This window comes from Chryseobacterium sp. PvR013 (genome assembly GCF_017833095.1).
GTDB classification, from domain to species: Bacteria; Bacteroidota; Bacteroidia; order Flavobacteriales; family Weeksellaceae; genus Chryseobacterium; species Chryseobacterium culicis_A.
Window position 1 is genome coordinate 350,086 of record NZ_JAFIBT010000001.1, and the last position, 21,305, is coordinate 371,390.

The window sequence follows — 21,305 nt, forward strand, 5'->3', positions numbered from 1 at the left end:
TACCCAATTGGTTATTTTTTTTAGCTGACTAAAATAAGAATTTTTATCATATAAAGTCTGCTGGAATTTGCTCAGACAAAAGGTTTTAATCTTTATAAACAGGGATTTCCACGTAGCTGTCATTGTACCATTTTATCTCCAGCGGTTCCCCGGAATCCTTTATTGTTTCATCACTTACATCTTTACCGGATCCATAATTGATCTGCCAGTTTGGATTTTTATTGACCCCGACTAATAACAGGAGCTTGCTTCCTTTTTCTATCCTTTTGCTCATAAAATAGGAATTGTTGATAGGAATCTGTTCTGTTTTATTGGGTTCCAGAAGCTGTCGTTTTTCGTTATTCTTTGCATAGCTGGCTCTCACGATATGAGTGGACAATAATGAAGACTTTCCATCCGGTTGAATCTGATAAAGGTAAGTATCGGTATCAAAATCTTTTTTATTGATGGAAACATTGAAGATCCCTGACAGATTTCCACTGATGATCATATCTTTATCCAATACTTCACTTTCAAAAGTGATAGAATTCGTTATTTTTATGCTGTCTTTTTTGCTGACTTTGTAATAGACGTCTTTCTGATCCCTGTTTTTAAAATCAACCGTTTGTTGAGTGAAATTCTGAGTCTCAGGTTTATTGAATACCGAAGATGTATTTTTTTTGTCCTGAAGATAAAATTTCAAAGAAGAAGTATGCATTTTGTCAAGATCAGCTACATGCTTCCATGTATTGGTATTCATCACCTGAAAATTGATTCTGTCTTTTAATATTTCCGGCTTTTTTCCGCCTTTTAGAATGTAATCAAACCATGAAAAGGCAAGATCATCAATGCTTATTCTGGCTACCGGATCAATAGGATTGCCATTCACGTAAGTAAATCCGAAACTTTGTGCTCCTCCATGATTGTAAGGACCAATGATAAGATAATGGTTTGCATTTTTATTGTACTGATGATGTTGCTTGAAATAATACAGTGCCCCTATCTGATCATCATCATAATATCCTGTTGTCGTTAGAATAGGAATATTGATTTTAGAGAAATCCTCTTTATAAGGAACCATTTTCTGCCAGTACTGATCATATCCCGGATGATCCAGCCATCGTTGGAATATTTTGCTTGGCTTACCACTTATTGTATCTAAAGATCTGAATGATTTTCCGCTTTTGTACCATTTTGTATTGATAGAATCCCATTTTATGGCATTGGCAAAATCCTTTTCATCGGTAAATTTGTTATTGGTTACATACTGTATCCATTGCAGCATATAGCTCATGAAGATATTATTCTGAGCCGGATAATCGATCCCGATTCCTACGGCAACCTGAGGCACGATAGTTTTTAATGCAGGATGCAGTTTTTTTACTGCCGCCCACTGGCTGAATCCCAAATAACTTCCTCCAATCATTCCTACTTTTCCGTTGCTCCACGGTTGTTTGCTTACCCAATCGATTACTTCGTAAATGTCTTCAGATTCATGCTCAAAAGGATTGTTCACATTATTGCTGTTTCTCTTACCCCGGGTATTAACAACAGCGCCTACGTAATTATAAGTAGCAGCCCTTTTTCCGAAGAAATCATCAATAGGCCCAGCATAAATATTGCTAGTAAGAATAACAGGAAGCGGAGAGGTATTATCTTTTTTTCGAACAATGGTAATCGTTAAGGTATTTCCATTTTTTAATTTTAAATCTCTGATTTCAGTAATAAATCTTTCTTTATTTTTTGAATCCAGCAGCTGCATCACCTGAGGTTTGATGCCAGAATAGGTTTTGTAACTCAGGTAGCTTTTGCATAATGCAAGAGCCGTTCTGTAATCAATGCTGTCTTTATCTTTTTGTTTATCCAGTAGTTTGTTCAATTGTTTTCGGGATTCTCTTACATCACCGTCAAGGGCAAGGATAAGTCTGGGAATCAATTTTTCCGGAAGGCTTTCATATTTTTGATTGAATACTTTCTGGAGTGCACCGGAAAAAGAAATGTTATTTTCTTTTTGGGCCATCTTAGCCATGCCGTACAGTTCGAATCCTATATATCTGTAGCCTCCCATATTATGATCAGCAAAAAGATTACGGTTTTCGGAAAGAGAAACTAACGAATTTTTATAATCCTGTGCCACCATCTGTAAACGGAAAAGATTGTCCATAAGATCCACCGTATTTTCCGGTTTGTATTTGGCGGATTGAAGTTGGGGTATCACTTGCTGAGCAAGTCCCGGCATCTGTTTTTCCAATATAACAGAGTCTGTGACAGCTGCCTTTGGAAAGTGAAATTTTTGCGCCTGCAGGAGGTTTACAAAAATTAATGCTAAAAGTATCTTAAATTTCATATATAGTTTGTTTATGGTATGTTTTTCGCTGCTGTTCAAAAAAGTATCCGGTCAAAATAGGTTTTTGATAACTATTTATTAAAATTGTTTACATTTTATCAGACGAAAGTAGTAAATTTTATCATTGTGCAGTGAGAAAATTTTCATTGTTATGGAATGAATATTAACAACCATTAACGCTGTTAAAACTTGCTTAAACAATAAGTTTTTAATATTTTCGTTAACTTATTTAGACTAATTTTCTTATATCAAGAAGAATGAAATCAAAAAAAATACTCTTAGCGGCTGCTGTAATCTATTTCGGAATCTCCGATGCTCAACAGTCCCAATATTTTACCCAGAAAGAAAATTACAGGTTTAATCTAGCCGAAAATCTTTATCAAACTAAAATATACAACGCTTCTCAATACGAATATGCAAGACAATACTTCTATAATCAGAATTTGTCCCGCTCGAAAAAGGAAGGTGCGCAGTTTTTTGATAATGTAATTGGTGTGATTCTTCAGAAAAATCATGCTGAAGAAGGATTAACCGCTTTCATGAAAGAATATCCGAATTCTGCTTATTTTGCGCAGGCTAATCTTCCTTTGGCGGATTATTACTTGGCAAAAAAAGACTTTGACAAGGCGCTGGAAACTTTGAAAAAAGTGAATCAGTATCAGCTTTCAAAAGAAGAGAATACACAGTATATTCTGAAGCTTGGCTATGCAAAATTCATGACGGGTGATTCTAAAGGCGCCATTGATGCTCTGGAAGAAGCTTATAAAACAGCAGATCAGTCTCAAAAAGGAGATATCGCTTATATGCTTGGGCATTTATATTACAGCAACAGACAGAATGATAAAGCTTTCCAATATTTTGATTCTGTAAAAGATCAGGATAAATTCTCTAAGCTGGTACGTCCTTATTATGTACAGATGTATTATAATGACAAGAACTACGATCAGGCGATTACAGAAGGAAATGCTCTGTTAAACGAAAATATTTCAGATTCTTATAAAGCGGAAGTTCACAAGATCATCGGAGAGAGCTATTTCATGAAGAATGATTACACTTCTGCCTATCCGCATTTGAAAGATTATCTCAGCGTACAGCAGAATCCGTCTGAAAACGATTTGTATGAGATGGGATTTGTGGCTGCACAGCTTAAAAAATATGATGAAGCGGTTTCCTATTACAACCAGCTTCTGAACAGTAATTCTGCGTTAGCTCAAAATGCTTACTACCAGTTAGGAAATGCTTACCTGGCAGTAGATAAAAAACAGGAAGCTCTTTCAGCATTCCGTTCTTCTTATCAGATGGATTATGATGCGAAAGTGAAAAAGCTGGCTCATGAGCAGTATGCTAAACTAAGTTATGATATTGGTAACCCGTTTGAAAGTCCTTCTGCGGTAATCCAAAGTTATATCAATGATAATCAGAATGGAGCCAATGCCACAGAAATGAGGTCATTATTGGTGAAATCATATCTGTATTCCGGAAACTATAAAGAAACGCTGAACGCTATTGACAGATTGCAGAGCTCAACGCCTGAAATCAACAAAGTAGATCAGGAAGTTTCTTATTTATTGGGAACTGAAGAGTTCAACAAAGGAAACTATGATGAAGCTGAGAAATATTTCTTAAGAAGTCTTGGTTTCAATATCAATAAGGAATTCAACAGCCGGGCTTTATACTGGCTGGCACAGGTGTATTACCAGAAAGGGAATTATCCGTCTGCCATTGTTCGTTACGAGAAACTTCTTACCGAAAGCTTCCCTGAGAAACAACAGTTGCCTTATGATTTAGGATATGCTTATTTTAAATCCAAGAAATTTGATCAGGCATCAACGTATTTCAAACAGTATCTTACCAATCCGAAGCCGGAATTTAAAAATGATGCAGAACTTCGTCTTGCAGATATTCATTATGCGAATAATGACCTGAATGAAGCAATTGCCATCTATGATAAAAATGAAGATGCTACGGATTATACTTTGTACCAAAAAGCCATGGCTTTAGGATTTAAAGGAGATACACAGGCGAAGATTACCAACCTTAAAAACCTTTTATCAAAATATCCGGATTCCGAATATTACGATGATGCTCAATATGAAATAGGAACAGCCTATGCTGCTCAGGATGATTTTGCCAATTCCAATGATTATTTCGGAAAAGTAATTAAAGGATCTTCGGACAAAGATCTGATCGCCAATGCTTCTATTTACAGAGCGCAGAATTATATTGATCAGAATCAAAACGATAAAGCACTTTCTGAGCTTAAATCTTTGGGTGAGCAGTATAAAAATACAGCCTATGCTCAAAAGGTTGTTCAGGCTGCAAAACCTATCTTTACGAAAAACGGAGATGTTTCCGGATATGAAAATTTTGCAAGAAATATTGGGGTGAATGTAGATGCTGCAGAAATTGATGAAATCAACCTTTCTACCGGTAAACAATATTTCGCGAAGAAAGATTATAAAAATGCAATTTCTTACTACGAAAAGTATCTGACACAGAATCCAACAGGTGAGGGATTGTATCAGGCGAAGTATGAATTAGGAGAAAGTTACTACCAAACCAATAATTCAACTAAAGCTTTACTTGTTCTTCAGGAAGTTGCTGGAATTCAGAATGATTACCAGGATGACGCACAAACTCGTTTAGCTCAAATCTTTATCGCACAAGGTAATACTGCGGAAGCGAAAAAGTACCTTGAAGGCATTAAAAACTCTTCCAATATCAGCATTAAAAACTATGCAAATGTAGAGCTGATGAAACTGTATGCTGAAGAAAATAACTTCTCTGAAGCTGAAAAATTAGCTAATGCAGTAATCGCTAATTCTAAAAACTCAGCAGCGGTAATTGAAACGGCAAAAGTGATCAAAGCAAGAAGTCTGATGAACTCAGGAAAAGATAAAGATGCTCAGGCGGCCTATGTTTCTCTTGAGAAATCATCCAACACTTCAGTAGCTGCGGAAGCTTTGTATGCTAAAGCGTATTATCAGAACAAAGGAAAAGCTTTCAAATCTTCTAATGAAACGATCTTTAAGCTTGCCAATAACTATGCATCAGAAGAATTCTGGGGAGCGAAAGCCCTGGTATTGATGGCGAAAAACTATATCGGTCTGAAAGATAACTATCAGGCAAGTTATACATGTGACCAGATCATTACCAATTATAAGGATTTCCCTGAAATTGTTGCTGAAGCTAAAGAAGTTAAAAAACAGATTAAGAAATAGGACATGAAGGTGTTTAAAATTACCACATATTCTTTTTTAATTTCTGCTTCTCTTTGGAGCTGCATTCCATCGTACAGTGCATATCCTAAAGAGTATAACCACGCAAAAGCTGATTTTCCTAAGCAAAAGGCTTTTGTAGTGAATAAGGATCTTGAGAAAGAGTTTAAGATTTTAAAACATTCTGATATTTATGAAATTGTAGATGACAGTACCCATGCAGTTAAAATAACACTGCATCCCATGCTGACCCGTACTCCGCCATGTGGAAATCCTATGATTGGGAGTATGCTTACAGTGGGATTACTGCCTTCAGGATTTCCTTACGATATTTCTTACAGTTATGATGTAGCTGAGAACAGCACAACAAAAAATTATCAATACAAATTACAAGTTTATCAAAGCCTTTGGCTGTTTAATATATTCAGACTAGGGAGAACTTTTTCAAAACAGTCAGGGAAAGCTTTATTAGGCAATTATATTGCTTCCAATAAATAAAACCCGTTATATATTTTTTTCAAATAAAGAAAATATGAACAAGAAGATTCAAATATTATCCATATTATTTTTAGGAATTTCGTCAGTGGCGTTTTCCCAGATCAAGGAGGAAAAACTGGTTCTTAACAAAAAGAGAGAGCCGGAAGTGAAGAAGATCGAGAAGAAGAAAACTTCTGTGGAAACCATTAAAAATTATCCGCCGGAAGAGAAATCGCAAACCCCTGTGAAGTATACCATCACAGATGTTCCTGCTGTTTCAGACTTCAAAACGTCTACCATTCAGGGGGAAGATGTTGCTCCGAAATTTGACGGAACGGCTCAGAATAATTACTTCCAGTTCGGGATGGGTAATTACGGAAAAGTGCTGGTAGACGGAAACGTTTCAAAAACCCTTGAAAATAAGTTTGAAGTAGGAGCAGATGTTCATGTACTTTCCACCAATGGTCTTAAAAAAGATTACGACTGGAAATCCGGGCAGACTTCAGCGAATATCGGAGCTTTCTTAAACTCTTATGGAGAAAAAGGAAAATTCAATATCAATGCAGAATATGGTTTAGACAGCTATAATTATTACGGTATTTATGCCATGCAGCCAACGGGTGAACTGGATCTGAAGCAGAAAGTCAATCAGTTTAAAGTAAACGGTTACTATGATTTTTATTCCAACGAAATTTTAAATGATGTAAGGGTAAAATCTTCTTTCCTTAAAGATCATTTTGATGCTCAGGAAAACCAGGTTTCCATCCTTGCCAATTTCTCCAAACATGCGGTGGAATTAGGAAAATCAGGAATCAATCTGAATGCTGATCTTGGAGTAGGATTGGATGCTGTTAAGACCGATTTTGCGATCAGGGATAAAAACTCTTCCAATTTCTTCAATACCAGCCTGACCCCGAAAGTGACGTTCAGAAAAGGGGATTCTTATTTAACCTTAGGTTCTTCATTCTCTTTCCTGAATGCTAAAAACTCTAATGATCAGCTGGAACAGCAGAAAAATAATAAAACGTATTGGTTTCCACAGGCAGAATTTCAGTTTGCGGCTGCCAAAGAATTTAAATTCTACGGAGGGGTAGACGGAGGTTTGAAGCTGAATACTTACGGGGATATGCTGCAGGCGAATCCATTCATCCTTTCTGACCAGTTTTTAAAGCCTACAGAGACGAAATATCATTTTTATGTAGGATTGAGAGGAGATATTGATGAAACGCTGAAATACGACTTCTCTGCAGGGTACGGAAAAATGAGAGATATTATGTTCTTTAAAGCCAACGGTCTTTTTGACAATACCTCTGTTAACCGTTCTGCCTACAATTTTGCCAATACATTCTCCGCAGTATATGACGATGGAAATGTAAGTGATATCAAAGGTAGCGTGCAGTATTTCCCATTGGCTAACCTTATTTTAGATGGAGAATTAAGATTTACAAAGTACGATCTTAAGAATTACGACAATATTTATAACGTTCCATTGTTCAATGCGAGCATCGGGGCAAAATATACTATGCTTGACAAAAAGTTATTGTTAGGTTTCAAAGGAATCTTTGCAAGTGACAGAACTACAAATTCTTATGCAATCGAAGGGGTAGGAGCTCCGAATGTAATTTTCCAGTCTACAGAAAATACAAACGATAAAGTTGGTGGTTATGCTGATTTAAATCTTTCTGCAGAGTATAAAATTCACAAAAATTTCAGTATTTTCGCACTCGGAAATAATCTTCTGAGCTCAAAATACCAGACGTACAAAGGCTATAAAGTCCTGGGTGCACAGATTCTGGGAGGTGTGAAAATTACTTTCTAAAGGTAGAAGGATAGATGTAAAAAGGCCCGGCGCCTGTTACCTGAATCCTACAATCTGCTACCTGGAATAGGCTGCATAGTTTAATGGATAGAACTTCGGATTTCGGCTCCGACAGTGAGGGTTCGAATCCTTCTGCGGTCACTCTGCGGGAAAGAGCACTTTTAGAAGTGTTCTTTCCTTTTTTTTTACTTTGTAACTGATTGTGAATCAGTATTATTTGGGTAAGTGCGGAATTTAATTTAGGTGTTCGAAAAACATTTTCTTGAAATTCAAGTTTTTCGGCCAAAATCGAACACAATATAGAATTTTTTGTCTCATTATCACCTTTCATGTACAGTTGAGAAAGGTTTGGCAAAATGTTTAGAACTTGATCAAGCTTTGCTCTAATATCTATATTTTTACGTGATAGCCTTTGATTCTGAAGTTCCATTTCAAGCTCATCAATTTTTTTCTTACTTTCATTTTTAATAATCTGATAATCCTCAAAATCTAATCTATCTTCGAGATACTTTTCTCTAGCGCTAGATAGCCTATTGGTTAAATTAACAATTTGTTCGGAAAGTTCCTTTTTTTTACCATCAATATTTTCCTGTATGTATTTAAAATTGCGTAATATTATTTCTTTTAATAACGTATTTATGCTTTCGTGGTAATCATATTTTACTAATTCTTTTTCAAAGGCAGAATTAACTTTGTCTGAGCTATGCCTATAGCCGCACTTAGCATTACAGTGATAGTAATAATAAACATTTTTCTTGCCCTTAGATCCGCTACCTGAAATATGTCCTCCACATCGTGGACATTTTAAAAATCCTCTTAGTGGAAATTCATTAGCTGCAATAATTTTACCTTGAGGTCTTTCAGCCAAAGTTTTTCCGCTTAAAACATTTTGCACTTTATAAAATAGGCTTTCTGGAATCAAACTTTCATGATTGGCTTCAACAATACGGGCATCCTCGTCTTTGTATGCTTTAATATATATTTTACCAATGTAGACCGGATTTTTTATTGCCCTGTAAAAAGAAGTACTACTAATTTTTGCGCCTTCCATCTTATTCATTTTAAGTCTTATCTGGTTGGTTGCATATTTACCCTTAGCGATTTCATTAAATGCCCATCGCATATTTGAAGCCTCAGGTTCTTTTAAGGCCACATACTTTCTTCCATCTTCAGTACATTTATTAATATAACCATAAGATGCGGTGCCCATCAGTCTTCCTTCTTTTTGAGCTCTTCTCATCCCATAGAATGTATTAAGTGCTCTTCGATCATTTTCTACCTCCGGTGCTGCTAAATAAATGGCAAGCATCATTTTGTTTTCCGGTATAGACATATCCAATGGCTGTTCTATAGCTTGCGGTGAAATATTATTACTTAACAGTAATTTTATCATTTGATAGGCATCACCTGCATTTCTACTAAAACGATCCCATTTTGTAAATAAAACTAAATTGGATTTTAGATTTCTTTTTTTGATATAATTGATATATTTAGTCCACTCGGGGCGATTGAAGTTCTTAGCTGAATGATCTTCAAAGATTACTTGTCCAATCGTAATTTGGTTTTGATGACAATATCTTTCCAGTCTTTCATGCTGATCACGTTGAGAATAGCCTTTGTCAGCCTGTTCATCAGTAGACACTCTTATGTATAAATCTGCTATCTGCATAATCTTTCTGTTTTTATTCAAAGTGGTAGTAACCAGTGCAATATATGAATTATTTAGAAATGAATTCTTTTATTACAAGTTCTGCAATCTTATGCATAATATCGGAGATTTCCTTTACCTCTTCATCTGTTAATTTGAAGCCAGAATCTAAAAGTATTTTTTTTGACTTTTCGAATGAAAGCTTTTGAATACCATTGTACCGATATAAAGATTGTGGTAATTCTTTAGTAATAGAAGTACCCTTTCTTGTCTTTATATGGTGATTTCTCTTCATAAATTTATGTGTTTGTAGAGATACCGGCAGTATTCATTTTTATTCTGACTTAAATTATAATTATTGAAAGTGTAAAACGAAAAATTTGCTTTTTATGGATATTAATGTCCATTGTTGGCCGATCTTACTATTAGCAATTTCCAAAAACCTATGTGAACCGAGAAATCAGCGGCTTTTCTTGTAGGTTTAAATTTTCAGTAAAAGGTGTGTAGAATCTAGTAGGATAAATTTCAGTTGTGCTTTTGGACAATGCTAAATTATTATAGATAAATATATTTTCTCAATAAACCGGTAAAAAGGCAGCTAAGGTATATAGTTCAGCCATAGCTTAATCCAGTCAAAAGACTACGGCATAAACGGTTTCCTCCCTAAAGGTACCCTCCAATTATTCCGTTTCCTTTTGACTTTTTCTATTGCCCTATAAAATTATCTGCTTTCTTTTTTCCGGTTTTTCTTTTGAAAAATATTTAGCGAGGCCCACGAGGGCTTTCAGAGAAAGGGCGGAGAAAAGATTCAAAACATATCAAAATGTGCAATCTTAAAAAGAACAGTTATGAACATTATCGGAAGACTGACAAGAGATGCGGAAGTCCGTACTCTGTCAAACAAAAAACAAGTAGTCAATTTCTCTATTGCTACCAATGACAATTATCGCAACAAACAAGGCGAGCGAATCGAACAAACAACTTTCTTTGACTGCTCCTATTGGATTTCTTCAAAAGTAGCAAGATTACTTATTAAAGGGACATTAGTAGAGCTAATTGGAAGAGTTTATACAAGAGCATGGATAGGAAAAGATGGAGAAGCACACGCAGGTCTGAACTTCCATACATCACAAATTAAATTACATAGTAGTAATAAAAGAGCTGAAAGTAATTCTACACCTTCCAACAAAACAAATGACAAGGAAATTGGTCAACCTAAATCCAGTGAAAGCTATAAGGATGATGACCTCCCATTTTAAATTAATCAAAAACAGCTGTATAATATTTTAATAACAATATCATGGCACATAATTTAAATTTCAACGACAGAACAGGAAAATACTCATTTTTCACCGTTAAAGAAAAAGCATGGCACAACTTAGGAAAGATTGTTGAAGAACATCCTACAAGTCAAGAAGCCATCAGATTTGCAGGGCTTGACTACGAGGTAGAAAAGTCTCCATTATTTACAAAAGGAATTGGTCTTACAGAATCGCAAAATGAACTCATAATGAGTGATTCAGAATTGGAAGTTCCTAACTACTTCGCCAATATCCGTACCGATAACAATACCGTTTTGGGAGTAGTTGGAAAGGATTATCACATTGTACAAAATCGTGAAGCATTTTCTTTCTTCGATGCCATTGTAGGAGGAGGTAATGGTATTTTGTATGAGACTGCAGGAGCATTGGGAAATGGAGAGCGAATTTTTATCACAGCTAAACTTCCCGATTATATCCGTGTGGGAAACGGAGATGATATTACAGAAAAATATATTTTTCTAACAACTTCACATGACGGAAGCGGAAGTATTACCGCCGCATTTACTCCCATTCGTATCGTTTGCCAAAACACTTTAAATGCTTCGCTCAAGAATATGAGTAACGTGGTGAGAATCCGACATACTGCAGGCGCAAAACAACGCTTGGAAGATGCTCACAAAGTAATGGGTTTAGCTAATATATTAAGCAATCAATTAGAAGAAACTTTTAATTATTGGGCAAAAATTAAAATTGGTGATAATGAAATGAAAAAATTAATTCAATTGGCACTATGTCCCAATAAAGAAACTTTAAGTCATCTGCAGAAAGGAAATTTTGAAGAATTGTCTACTGTTTTTAAAAATACGGTAGATGATGCATTTGCCTATGCGATGATGAGTGATACCCAACAAATGGAAACCACAAAAAGAACTTTATTCGGTGCTTATAATGCGGTGACAGGTTTCTATCAGAATGTAAAGACTTACAAAGATGATGAAGCCAAATTACAATCCATTGTGATGGGAGGAACTGCTCAAATGAAGTCTCAAAAAGCATTTGAACTTTGTGAAAACGTTGCTCATTTTGGAGCAGACATTTTTAAAATGAACTGAAAATAATTTATTAATTATAACATACGGTAAATGCAAGTCTCCACCGTATAGGAGCATATCAAATGAAATTCAATATTGTCAATGAAATAAAATTAAGCTATTCACGAAAAGGTAATTCCGACAAAGTAATTAATAATTCATATGATGCGGTAGAGGTATTTCGACAACATTTTGATTCTGATGAAATAGATTATAGAGAATGTTTTTTCGCTTTATATTTAAATCAGAGTAATAAGGTTTTAGGAATAAGAAAGATTTCTGAATCCGGAATTTCTTCAACTATAGTGGATGTTCGGATAATTATGCAAACAGCCCTTCTCTGTAATGCATCATCTATAATTGTAGCACACAATCATCCATCTGGGAATCTAAAACCTTCTAATGAAGATTTAAAAATTACAAAGAATATTAAAATGCATCCGAATTCTTAAACATTAAATTACTTGATCATTGCATTTTAACATCGACAGATTATCTGTCATTTGCCGATAACGGATGTTTATAAAATTTCTAACCAATAAAATAAACGACAATATTGAATTGTCGTTTATTTAAAATTTTCGGCGAAAAGACAATTCCTTCCTGTGGTCGGAAACGTCTTTTCGCAACTCATAAGGAGTAACACCATTGATAAAAATTTTCTCACTTAAATTTTTTCAAAAAGGTTACAGTTATTTTGCGATGCTACTTCCTATAGCCTGTAATGGGAAGAAAAATAAAAGGCTATTTCATCAGAAATAGCCTAATACATTATATTTTACATTGAATTCTATCTATACAGTTCCTGTATTTTGAGGACTAAACTGTATGGTCAGCTTTTTTTCATTACCCATATTGTCCGAAATCCAAATATCAAAACTTTGAGATACGGTTGATTCAGAAGTGTAATATAGCCTAAATTCTTTTTCAGCCAGAAGATATGAATCATTGGGTAAAAAAGCAGGTTCATTGAATAAACGTAACGAACCCTTTCCATCAAACTGAAAATACCTGAAGAAATACTCAGTTTCACTATAGTTTCCGACAGGAATAATGCGACATCTGATCTCTACAGTTTCTCCGTTAGCTATATATTTTGAAACAGGCATTACCTGAACTTCAAACGGAAAATTCTTCTGTACCTGTAATTCATCTTCTGAACAAGAGGAAAAACAAACTTCGACTGCGAATAAGGTTGCCATAAGATACAGAGCAGCAAAAAAATGTCTTTTGATATTGATTAAATTTTTCATAATAATTTTTTAATTTTATAAGCTAAATCTGATTCCAAGACCAAGGCTAGGTCTTATTTTTTCAAGTGAAGTATTCCATATTATTTTTGCTTTATAAAAGCCTGTTAAAACAATCCGATCTGACAAATAGGTTTCAACACTTAGTTTTGCGTTTCCCCCGTACACAAATGATGATTCATTCATAAGTAAAGCTCCGTCATACAAGATTGTTTCACCCCTATTAATATTCTCATATCCTCCTGTGGCTGAAAATGTAGAATTGATTAAAAAGCTTTTTGTCCGATCAGCAATCAAATTAAAACTATAACCGACTTCAAGACTGTAGTTTTCAACAGGGACGTCAGTAGTTTTATAGAAAATAATCTGTCTACTGTATTCAAAAGAATACATCGAATAGTTCCCTTTTTTTGAATAGATAATAAAATCGGTATTGACGAAATAGTTTCCGGATGACTTTTTCAACAGCAATCCTGTATTTATTCCAATACTTTTTTGCTTCGGTAACATTCTTTGTGCCTTGACTGCATAAACACAAAAAAGCACTATTATAAATGATAATAAACTCTTCATGCTAGTTTAGTTTTAATTGAATATCATTGACCACCTTGGCACTGCTTAAATCTGAATTCTCTATCTGGATCTTTTGATGTCGTCCACCATCTTTTTCCATCAATTCAATCTCTACTATCTGATCTTCTAAAAGCGTAAACTGATCCATGAGATAAAGAAATTCACCATCGGATTGGTAGTTTACGGTAGGGTTAAGAGAATAAGTACGAAGGGGTGACAATACTTTATCCTGAACGGTTGTCCTTTTCAGATTCTTTTTGTCGGTGATTTTGAAAGTCACAAAATCAACGTCAAAGGAAACATTACTCTTGTTTTTAATTTGAAAAATAAAATAAAATTTTCCTTCGTGGACATAGAGAGATTTTAACAGAAACTGAATCCCAAAACTTTTTGAACCAATATGCTTTAATGTTCTTTTAGGAAGCCGGTACAAGGTTCTTATCAAAAGCTCAGTTAATGATGAAGATTCTCCTTTAAGTTCTTCAAACAGAACATCTGTCGAGTATTCTTTTTCCTGATTTCGCTGTAATTTCAGAAGGTCATAATTCAGAGTGTCGGGATAAGAACTGTAAAAAACATCAAAATTGTAAAATTTACCATCCTGAGTAATGACCGAAAAGTTTGTTTCTTCCTCGAAATCCCTTACTGAAGATTTTATTCTGAGAACATTCGCTACATCTTCCGCTTTATTGGCAATCAAATTTTCGCTTCCTAAATCCACGTATCGTATCGGGGATGGAAATAATAAATGTGTTGTTTTATTGTACGTAACTTCCATCTTGTATGGTTCCAGTTTAGCCTGAGAAAGCGATGCGAAACCTGAATTTTTCTGAGCTGCTAATCTGCAGATACCGAAGAGGATCAACAGAACCGAGAAAAATATATTAAATCGTATTTTCATTAATTTTAATTTAAAGGTTAATTATTTTTTGAAACTAAAAGTACCTGATGTCCTGCCTTAACAGTAATTTTAGGTTGTCTTACCTTCTTTTGAAAGTATCCCGAAACTCCCTGAACCAAACCTCTGGTGAGATCGGCAGCAACCTGTTGTCCTGCCGATTGGGTCATCATGATATTGGTCCCGGAATTCTGGCTCATGTTGGATGCTATATCCTTAATAGCGGTCTGTTCTGAAGAATAGGGAATGTAAAGCCCCAACTGCCCGTCATTATCATGAATATTAATATCGACAGGAGTGATGGTTCCTTTGTATTCAATGCTTGAAATTTTTAATAACAGTCTTCCTCCCTGAAACTTTCCTGATGCTTTTAACACTGTACCTGAAGGAATGGTTATCCTTCCAAGGAGCAAACCTTGTGTTAGTCGTAAGGGCACAATACTTTCATTTACCAATGTCATGGTTTCATGTATTACGGCATGTATACTGCTGTGATTCTCGAATACCGTATTTTCCTGTTCATTCTGTAACCCCGAAAATCGATTATGACTGATGGATGCTAAAAAAGTACTGTCTGAAGGTTCTCGATACAAGCTGGATACGACGTTGCGTTTTTGAAGTTGTACTGCCGTTATTTTGATTTTGTTTTCTTCAGACGTTGCCTCAGAGGTTTTCTTTGGCTCAGGCTCTTCCTGCTGCTTTGGTACAGGTAGGTATTTTGCCGCCATCTGATAAGACTTTTCCATCAATTCTAACTGATCATTGATTCCTCCTGTACTCGGAATGGCATCCTTTTGTGAAATTTCATTCTTAAGCCTGTTAATTTCCCTTTTTAATTGGGTAACCTCATGCTCATCTCTGCTGTAAAATGATCCCAATGTTTGTTGTGCATTGCGATAGCTGTTCAAAGCATTCTGATCTGCTGTCTGAGCATTGTTATAAGATTCTGGAGATAGAGTAGTCAGCTGATTTGAACCATTTGATTCACTCCAATAATCTGAAAGGTTTGTCATTGCATTTCTTTTTTCTTCATTTTTCTGTTCCAACAACTTTAGCTCATACGCCTTCTGCTTATCTGCTTGTAATTTGTCATCCGCAGCTTGTGGTACTTCAGCATTTATACCTGCCTCTTCAATCACTTTTTTATCATCTTTAGGCTTAAAAATCAGATAAAAGCATCCAATACAAGCAATGAACATTAAAAAATAAATGATCGGCTTTTTAAATTTTTCCCACTTTGGCTTACGATCCAAAGGTTCATTTTCGTCTGAGGAATGGCTGTTTCCTTCGGTGATTTTAATAGTTCCTGTATCTTTCATGGGGATGTTTTATGGGTTGAACTACTTACTGAATTTTCAGGCGGCTGATATCGCATCTTTATCTCCTTTGGAATGTTATTGATATGTCCAACTGAAAGAATAGCTCTACTTTCTGAACCTTTTGACCATAGATGAATGACCGTTAAAATCGTCATTATCGCATACGCTGTAAAAAATATCTTGGTCAAAGAGCGTTGTCTTTTGGTAGGTAAGGATTTCCATTTCCCTTCTGCTTTTTCAACAGATTCCTCAATTCTTATTCTTAATTTTTTCATATGACTGTTTTTATCGGTTAACAGTTTCAACATCTTTGTTCTCAATGACATTGAATTTTTCAATCGTAAACCCCTGAGGGTTGCTGTCTGATCTGACAGAATTGACCAGTTGACAGTTCGTAACAAGATTTCGGATCGTTAAATTACTTGAGCGTATAATGAATTGCTTTCCATACGTCTTTACAGCATAGGGGTAGTTGTTAAAATCGGCAACCACACTGTCAATTTCAATTCGCTGTTGAATATTTCCGCTGATAACCCTGTTGTAATATCCTTTCTCAGAGAGATCCTTATAGTAATTGAATGCAGATTGGTCGGCCATATTAAAAGCTCTTTTCACATTGCTCTCAATAGCATTTTTATCCGGAGCCACAGTAAAGAAGAGTTCGTGAAAACGCCTTACATGTTCTCTGGCTTCTACTGGTCTGTTGATAGACATATCCTGGGACAAGGCTACCATCAATGATTTACCATTGTCAAGGACATATATCTTTTGTCTTTGTTCTTCTGCAAAACTGTAAGATTTGTATACAACAATGCCGACAACTCCAAAACAAAGGATGGCAAAAACAAAAGTGAACAATCTGATTTGCTTAAAACTATTTTCAATATTTCTTAAGGTTTTAAATTCCATTTTTTTGTTTTTTTGATTATTTGAGAAGTTGTCCTGATATATTACCTGCTGCTGCACCCGCAGTAGCACCCGCAACATTTCCTGACTTTTGTGCCATCTGGGTAACATTACGCATAAAGTTTCCCGCTCCACCTGCCTGAATGATCCAGCCTGTAACCGTAGGCACAGTGAAATAGCCAATGATTCCAATGATCATATAGATAATGTATACCGTATTGGAAGTGTCAGGAATAAAGTTGGGATCTGCCAGCATTTCGATGTCCCTTTCGATAATAAGGGATTGGATTTTGGCAAGGATCGCACTGAACATATCAGCAACAGGAAGCCATAGGTATACACTGATATATCTGGTTAACCATTGGGTTAGTGTAGACTGAAAACCATCCCAAACCGATATGGCAAATGCAATGGGACCAAGAATCGAAAGCACAATGAGAAAGAAAGTTCTGATCGTATCAATCACCAATGCCGCTGCCTGAAAGAGTATTTCCAGAAATTCTCTGAAACCGTCTCTGATATCCTTTTTAATGGCAAACATTTCCCTTTCAATATACATTCCCGACATCGTAACCAAATCTGAAGGTGACCATCCCAGTTCTTCCAATTTTTTGTCAAATTCTTCATCAGAAATGAGATAAGCCATTTCAGGATTTCTCAGCATAGCTTCTCGTTCCAGTAGATCTTTTTTTTGCTGGAGTTCATTGAGATCCAAGACCTGACCCTCCAACATCGAATGACTGCCTTGAACGATAGGACTTAATACTCCGTTGATACTGCCCAGAACTATTGTTGAAAAGAACATAATGCAGATTCCGATGGCAAACGGTCTAAGCATAGGGAAGAGATCGATAGGTTCGGAACGGCTTAAAGCCTGCCAAACCTTTACTGCCACATAAAATAATGCTCCCAATCCAGCAACTCCTTTTGCAACTGCCGCCATGTCAGCACACATCGGCATCATCTCTTCATACACGGAACGAAGCACCTCATGTAAATTAGTAGGTTCCATCTTACCAGTATTTTTGATTAACGGTACCATACAGGTTGAGAACTCTTTGTGTATTGTTCTGCTTTTTGGCTCTCAGATAACTAACAGAGATATTCTTATTGGTGTAATATCTTACCAGATTGTGATAATCTTTAACCTCTTTATATACTCTGTCAATGATTTCTATTCTTTCCTTATCATTCAATGATAGATTGGTAGAAGTGACAATCTGCTTTAGCTCTTTAAGCAGTTCAGTGCTTTCGTTTAATAGTGTTGAATAACCATTGGCTATTGCTGTTAATTCCTGCGCATTGAAATTGGGATCATTCAGCATTTTTCCGAAATTATTGACATACATTTCTGAAACGTCACCCACCAATAAAACTGTTTGCTGAACTTTGCGTGCATCTTTCACCAGATTATTAACTGCTTTTAATTTGTCATAATATTCCTTACCCTGCTCATACACCTTTTTAACTTCATTGAAATTCTTAACTACATTCGAAACGGTCGATGAGGTCTGTACGATTTCATTAGCAGAGTTGAGTATTCCTGAAGCCAGATTAGCCGGGTCAGTAACCACAAATTGTGCTTTTGCAAATGATGTTATGGCTAATACAATAACCATAACGCTTGTAATGATTAGATTTTTCATTGGTATAAAATTTTAAATGATTTAATTTTCTTTTGTGTTCGATTTGATTCTCCTAAGGGAAATCCTCTTGATGGCATGCTCTACATTGCCATCAAGTTCAGAAGCCAATTGCATGACTTCCATTTTCTCTGTTTCTTCTGTGGTATAGGCCAGATATTCCTCTGTGGAAACTTCAGTGGCATATACTGCAGAGTGTGTTCCTCCCAATCCAATCCAGACCTCCTTATAAAGCCTTTTAGAATCATTATTCATATTGATGGAAAGAACCTGTGCTTTTTCTTTGTCTGTAAGACCCAGCATAGCCTGAATGTCATCAAACTTGTTCATGTATTTTCGCTGATCCAACAGGATCTTGCAGTCTGAATTGTTGATGATGCTCTCCTTAACGATAGGAGACTGTATAATGTCATCCACCTCCTGTGTAACAACTATAGCTTCGCCAAAGAATTTTCTTACAGTCTTGAAGAGGTATTTAATATACTCAGCCATTCCTTCTTTAGCAATCGCCTTCCAGGCTTCTTCGATCAGGATCAGCTTTCTGATTCCCTTTAGTCTTCGCATTTTGTTAATGAAGACCTCCATAATGATGATGGTTACAATAGGAAACAGGATTTTATGATCTTTAATGGCATCAATCTCAAAAACAATGAATCGCTTGGATAAAAGATCTAATTGCTTTTCTGAATTTAATAAGTAATCATATTCTCCGCCTTTATAATATGGTTCCAGAACATTAAGAAAATTAGCAATGTCAAAATCCTTTTCCCTGACCTTTTTCTGCTCCAGCACTTTCTGATAATCATCTTTGACATATTCATAAAATCCATTAAAAGAGGGATGTTGATCACTGCTTTTAATCTTTTCAATGTATCCGCTAACAGCATTGGATAATGCCACTTCTTCTGAGCGGGTTGGTGGTTCATCATCTCTTTTCCATAGTGTAAGAATTAACGTTTTTATACTTTCCCGTTTTTCTATATCAAAAACCCCATCATCAGTATAGAATGGATTGAAGGCTATTGGATTATCTTCAGTATAGGTAAAGTAGACTCCGTCTTCACCTTTAGTTTTACCTTTGATGAGTTCGCATAACCCCTGATAAGAATTTCCGGTGTCGACCAGTAGTACATGGGCTCCCTGTTCATAATACTGCCTCACCATATGGTTGGTGAAGAAAGACTTCCCACTCCCCGAAGGTCCCAAAATGAACTTGTTTCGATTGGTAATGATTCCCTGTTTCATAGGAAGATCTGAAATATCCAGGTGAACAGGTTTTCCCGTCAGTCTATCTGCCATTTTGATCCCAAATGGAGAGGGTGAATTCTGATAATTGGTTTCCTCAGTAAAAAAGCACAAAGCAGGTTCAATAAATGTATGGAAGCTTTCCTCACTCGGAAAATCTCCGGAATTTCCAGGAATACCTGTCCAGTATAATGTGGCAGCATCTGTTGTATTATGTCTTGGCTTACATTCCATGAGTGCCAAAGCACTTCCTGTGTCATTCTTGATTTGCTTCAATTCATTGGGGTTGTCAGACCATGACATCACATTAAAATGAGCACGGATGGATTGTAATCCAAAAGAATGAGCTTCATTCAGGTATTTCTCAATCCATTCCTTATTAATTTGATTGGCTCTGCTGTACCTTGCCAGTGAATGCATATTTCTGGCAGATTTTTCAAACTGACGAAGATTGTCATCACTGTTATCAATAAACAAATACTGATTGTAGATATGATTACAATTGAGCAAAAGTCCCACAGGAGAAGCAAAAGAGAGTAAACAGTCACTTCGGTCAGTACTCAGTTTCTCATAGCGGCTATGGGAGGAAACTGTTCCCGGAAGATCATCTGTATCAGACAAGGTGTGGATGGTAATGCGGTTGTTACCAATACGCATTTCTTCTGCCCCTAAATTCAGATCCTGAAGAGAAGGGTTGATTTCTCGGGATAAGGTCAAATATTGTTCAAGAAGTCCTGATTGTTTTTCAGTTCCCGTAATTTCATCAGCGGACATCTTTTCTAAGAAAATATATCCACTGTCGTTCATAATTCTTTCAAACTGATCAACTGCTTCCATAAAGCGACTCATCACTTCCTTATTTCTGATTTCTTTTGGAATTAAAACACCTTTGCAAAGCGATGAGAAATTACTCTGCATCCTCATTCTTTCCTTCGTAGTCTTAGTAATAAAGAGATAGCAATAATGATTAAGGAATGGTCTTTCATTAAAATGTCTCTCAAAAGACTTTGATAAAAAGTTTTGAGCATCACTCGATAAATCAGGTTGATAGTTCTCTTTAATAAACCAGTCCTGCTTATGAACAATACTGTAATCAGGTAACGTCTTTATAGCCTTAAACCATGAAGAATGGATAGCTTCATATTCAGCTGATGCTACTGTAAAAAGTTCAGGAAGCCTTACCTTGAAACAAACCGTAACATCAGCATCTTTCGAAATGATGCAGTTCTCTTCAATAGCCAGCAGTGGAAATCTACTTTCCAGCGTTGCCACTCTCGATTGATTTCTCATGATACAGTTTTTTTAGAGTGTACTCTGATATATCTAAAAATGGATTTACGGCTAATGATGTACTTTGGATGCTTCTTTTTTGCTCCCAATTTCATTACTCCATGTTCTCCATACTTTTTGTTGAGAGAAAACGTCTTCCAAATGAGAAGACCGGAAGTAGTTCCGCCAAGAAGTAAACAGATATAAGTATTGACACCAGCCATATACATGATCATTATGAATAAGAGTATTCCCAATAATCCTCCTGCAAAAATGAACAGGTACTGTGCTTTCAATCCTTTGAACTCAACCGTTCTCCCTATGCCTTTATTGATATGATAGGTATTCATAATCAATTATT

Annotated in this window: 19 protein-coding genes and 1 tRNA gene; 8 read left to right on the forward strand and 12 right to left on the reverse strand. The window is 35.9% G+C overall.

From position 1 onward, the window contains the following. Nucleotides 1-85: 85 nt before the first annotated feature. Nucleotides 86-2,326: a CocE/NonD family hydrolase gene (locus JOE44_RS01640; RefSeq protein ID WP_209784048.1), complete on the reverse strand. Its 2,241-nt coding sequence runs from the start codon at nt 2,324-2,326 to the stop codon at nt 86-88. A gap of 257 nt (nt 2,327-2,583) precedes the next feature. Here JOE44_RS01640 and JOE44_RS01645 point away from each other — a divergent pair, with 257 nt between their 5' ends. The 4 genes from JOE44_RS01645 (at nt 2,584) to JOE44_RS01660 (ending at nt 7,981) form a co-directional block, all read left to right on the forward strand. Beyond that, nucleotides 2,584-5,547, forward strand: a complete 2,964-nt coding sequence (locus JOE44_RS01645; protein WP_209784049.1) for a tetratricopeptide repeat protein — start codon at nt 2,584-2,586, stop codon at nt 5,545-5,547. A 3-nt stretch (nt 5,548-5,550) separates the two neighbouring features. After that, nucleotides 5,551-6,042 carry a hypothetical protein gene (locus tag JOE44_RS01650; RefSeq protein WP_209784050.1) on the forward strand — a complete coding sequence of 164 codons (492 nt, stop codon included), beginning with the start codon at nt 5,551-5,553 and terminating at the stop codon, nt 6,040-6,042. A 34-nt stretch (nt 6,043-6,076) separates the two neighbouring features. Next, the gene (locus tag JOE44_RS01655; RefSeq protein ID WP_209784051.1) at nt 6,077-7,840 is read left to right on the forward strand and encodes a TonB-dependent receptor; all 1,764 of its coding nucleotides are present in this window, start codon (nt 6,077-6,079) and stop codon (nt 7,838-7,840) included. A 69-nt stretch (nt 7,841-7,909) separates the two neighbouring features. Beyond that, nucleotides 7,910-7,981 (forward strand) — tRNA-Arg (locus tag JOE44_RS01660). Nucleotides 7,982-9,558: 1,577 nt separating this feature from the next. Here the strand turns inward: JOE44_RS01660 and JOE44_RS01670 are convergent. Next, on the reverse strand, nt 9,559-9,783 hold the full coding sequence (locus JOE44_RS01670; RefSeq protein WP_209784052.1) for a hypothetical protein: 225 nt from the start codon (nt 9,781-9,783) through the stop codon (nt 9,559-9,561). Nucleotides 9,784-10,336: 553 nt separating this feature from the next. Here JOE44_RS01670 and JOE44_RS01675 point away from each other — a divergent pair. The 4 genes from JOE44_RS01675 to JOE44_RS25230 all read left to right on the forward strand — a co-directional run bounded on the left by JOE44_RS01675 (nt 10,337) and on the right by JOE44_RS25230 (nt 12,367). Further along, nucleotides 10,337-10,747, forward strand: coding sequence for a single-stranded DNA-binding protein (locus tag JOE44_RS01675; protein WP_209784053.1), 411 nt, complete (start codon nt 10,337-10,339; stop codon nt 10,745-10,747). 41 nt (nt 10,748-10,788) lie between these two features. Continuing rightward, entirely contained in the window at nt 10,789-11,862 is a 1,074-nt protein-coding gene (locus tag JOE44_RS01680) for a DUF932 domain-containing protein (protein ID WP_209784054.1), read from the forward strand. 62 nt (nt 11,863-11,924) lie between these two features. Continuing rightward, on the forward strand, nt 11,925-12,293 hold the full coding sequence (locus JOE44_RS01685) for a JAB domain-containing protein (RefSeq protein WP_280893232.1): 369 nt from the start codon (nt 11,925-11,927) through the stop codon (nt 12,291-12,293). A gap of 2 nt (nt 12,294-12,295) precedes the next feature. Then, on the forward strand, nt 12,296-12,367 hold the full coding sequence (locus JOE44_RS25230; RefSeq protein ID WP_348635067.1) for a hypothetical protein: 72 nt from the start codon (nt 12,296-12,298) through the stop codon (nt 12,365-12,367). A 268-nt stretch (nt 12,368-12,635) separates the two neighbouring features. Here JOE44_RS25230 and JOE44_RS01690 read toward each other — a convergent pair whose 3' ends face one another. The 10 genes from JOE44_RS01690 to JOE44_RS01735 all read right to left on the reverse strand — a co-directional run bounded on the left by JOE44_RS01690 (nt 12,636) and on the right by JOE44_RS01735 (nt 21,294). Then, nucleotides 12,636-13,043 carry a DUF3872 domain-containing protein gene (locus tag JOE44_RS01690; RefSeq protein WP_245169865.1) on the reverse strand — a complete coding sequence of 136 codons (408 nt, stop codon included), beginning with the start codon at nt 13,041-13,043 and terminating at the stop codon, nt 12,636-12,638. Between the two features lie 66 nt (nt 13,044-13,109). Beyond that, entirely contained in the window at nt 13,110-13,664 is a 555-nt protein-coding gene (locus JOE44_RS01695) for a conjugal transfer protein TraO (RefSeq protein ID WP_209784056.1), read from the reverse strand. Between the two features lies 1 nt (nt 13,665). Next, nucleotides 13,666-14,565, reverse strand: a complete 900-nt coding sequence (gene traN / locus JOE44_RS01700; RefSeq protein ID WP_209784057.1) for a conjugative transposon protein TraN — start codon at nt 14,563-14,565, stop codon at nt 13,666-13,668. A gap of 17 nt (nt 14,566-14,582) precedes the next feature. Continuing rightward, nucleotides 14,583-15,881 (reverse strand): conjugative transposon protein TraM, encoded by a 1,299-nt coding sequence (gene traM, locus JOE44_RS01705; RefSeq protein ID WP_209784058.1) that lies wholly within the window; start codon nt 15,879-15,881, stop codon nt 14,583-14,585. Beyond that, nucleotides 15,878-16,156 carry a hypothetical protein gene (locus JOE44_RS01710; protein ID WP_209784059.1) on the reverse strand — a complete coding sequence of 93 codons (279 nt, stop codon included), beginning with the start codon at nt 16,154-16,156 and terminating at the stop codon, nt 15,878-15,880. Before JOE44_RS01710 ends, traM begins: the two co-directional genes overlap by 4 nt. Nucleotides 16,157-16,166: 10 nt before the next feature. Then, nucleotides 16,167-16,790, reverse strand: coding sequence for a conjugative transposon protein TraK (traK, locus tag JOE44_RS01715; RefSeq protein WP_209784060.1), 624 nt, complete (start codon nt 16,788-16,790; stop codon nt 16,167-16,169). A gap of 16 nt (nt 16,791-16,806) precedes the next feature. Continuing rightward, entirely contained in the window at nt 16,807-17,799 is a 993-nt protein-coding gene (traJ, locus tag JOE44_RS01720) for a conjugative transposon protein TraJ (protein ID WP_209784061.1), read from the reverse strand. A gap of 1 nt (nt 17,800) precedes the next feature. Next, nucleotides 17,801-18,433 carry a DUF4141 domain-containing protein gene (locus JOE44_RS01725; protein ID WP_209784062.1) on the reverse strand — a complete coding sequence of 211 codons (633 nt, stop codon included), beginning with the start codon at nt 18,431-18,433 and terminating at the stop codon, nt 17,801-17,803. A 21-nt stretch (nt 18,434-18,454) separates the two neighbouring features. Beyond that, complete coding sequence (locus JOE44_RS01730; protein WP_209784064.1) at nt 18,455-20,965, reverse strand: TraG family conjugative transposon ATPase; 2,511 nt, start codon at nt 20,963-20,965, stop codon at nt 18,455-18,457. Then, complete coding sequence (locus JOE44_RS01735; RefSeq protein WP_209784065.1) at nt 20,962-21,294, reverse strand: DUF4133 domain-containing protein; 333 nt, start codon at nt 21,292-21,294, stop codon at nt 20,962-20,964. Before JOE44_RS01735 ends, JOE44_RS01730 begins: the two co-directional genes overlap by 4 nt. Between the last annotated feature and the right edge of the window lie 11 nt (nt 21,295-21,305).

Excerpts from the sequence above, each read along its gene's own strand:
- JOE44_RS01640 (WP_209784048.1), bottom strand. The coding sequence starts at position 2,326 with ATGAAATTTAAGATACTTTTAGCATTAATTTTTGTAAACCTCCTGCAG.
- JOE44_RS01645 (WP_209784049.1), top strand. The coding sequence starts at position 2,584 with ATGAAATCAAAAAAAATACTCTTAGCGGCTGCTGTAATCTATTTCGGA.
- JOE44_RS01650 (WP_209784050.1), top strand. The coding sequence starts at position 5,551 with ATGAAGGTGTTTAAAATTACCACATATTCTTTTTTAATTTCTGCTTCT.
- JOE44_RS01655 (WP_209784051.1), top strand. The coding sequence starts at position 6,077 with ATGAACAAGAAGATTCAAATATTATCCATATTATTTTTAGGAATTTCG.
- JOE44_RS01670 (WP_209784052.1), bottom strand. The coding sequence starts at position 9,783 with ATGAAGAGAAATCACCATATAAAGACAAGAAAGGGTACTTCTATTACT.
- JOE44_RS01675 (WP_209784053.1), top strand. The coding sequence starts at position 10,337 with ATGAACATTATCGGAAGACTGACAAGAGATGCGGAAGTCCGTACTCTG.
- JOE44_RS01680 (WP_209784054.1), top strand. The coding sequence starts at position 10,789 with ATGGCACATAATTTAAATTTCAACGACAGAACAGGAAAATACTCATTT.
- JOE44_RS01685 (WP_280893232.1), top strand. The coding sequence starts at position 11,925 with ATGAAATTCAATATTGTCAATGAAATAAAATTAAGCTATTCACGAAAA.
- JOE44_RS01690 (WP_245169865.1), bottom strand. The coding sequence starts at position 13,043 with ATGGCAACCTTATTCGCAGTCGAAGTTTGTTTTTCCTCTTGTTCAGAA.
- JOE44_RS01695 (WP_209784056.1), bottom strand. The coding sequence starts at position 13,664 with ATGAAGAGTTTATTATCATTTATAATAGTGCTTTTTTGTGTTTATGCA.
- traN (WP_209784057.1), bottom strand. The coding sequence starts at position 14,565 with ATGAAAATACGATTTAATATATTTTTCTCGGTTCTGTTGATCCTCTTC.
- traM (WP_209784058.1), bottom strand. The coding sequence starts at position 15,881 with ATGAAAGATACAGGAACTATTAAAATCACCGAAGGAAACAGCCATTCC.
- JOE44_RS01710 (WP_209784059.1), bottom strand. The coding sequence starts at position 16,156 with ATGAAAAAATTAAGAATAAGAATTGAGGAATCTGTTGAAAAAGCAGAA.
- traK (WP_209784060.1), bottom strand. The coding sequence starts at position 16,790 with ATGGAATTTAAAACCTTAAGAAATATTGAAAATAGTTTTAAGCAAATC.
- traJ (WP_209784061.1), bottom strand. The coding sequence starts at position 17,799 with ATGGAACCTACTAATTTACATGAGGTGCTTCGTTCCGTGTATGAAGAG.
- JOE44_RS01725 (WP_209784062.1), bottom strand. The coding sequence starts at position 18,433 with ATGAAAAATCTAATCATTACAAGCGTTATGGTTATTGTATTAGCCATA.
- JOE44_RS01730 (WP_209784064.1), bottom strand. The coding sequence starts at position 20,965 with ATGAGAAATCAATCGAGAGTGGCAACGCTGGAAAGTAGATTTCCACTG.
- JOE44_RS01735 (WP_209784065.1), bottom strand. The coding sequence starts at position 21,294 with ATGAATACCTATCATATCAATAAAGGCATAGGGAGAACGGTTGAGTTC.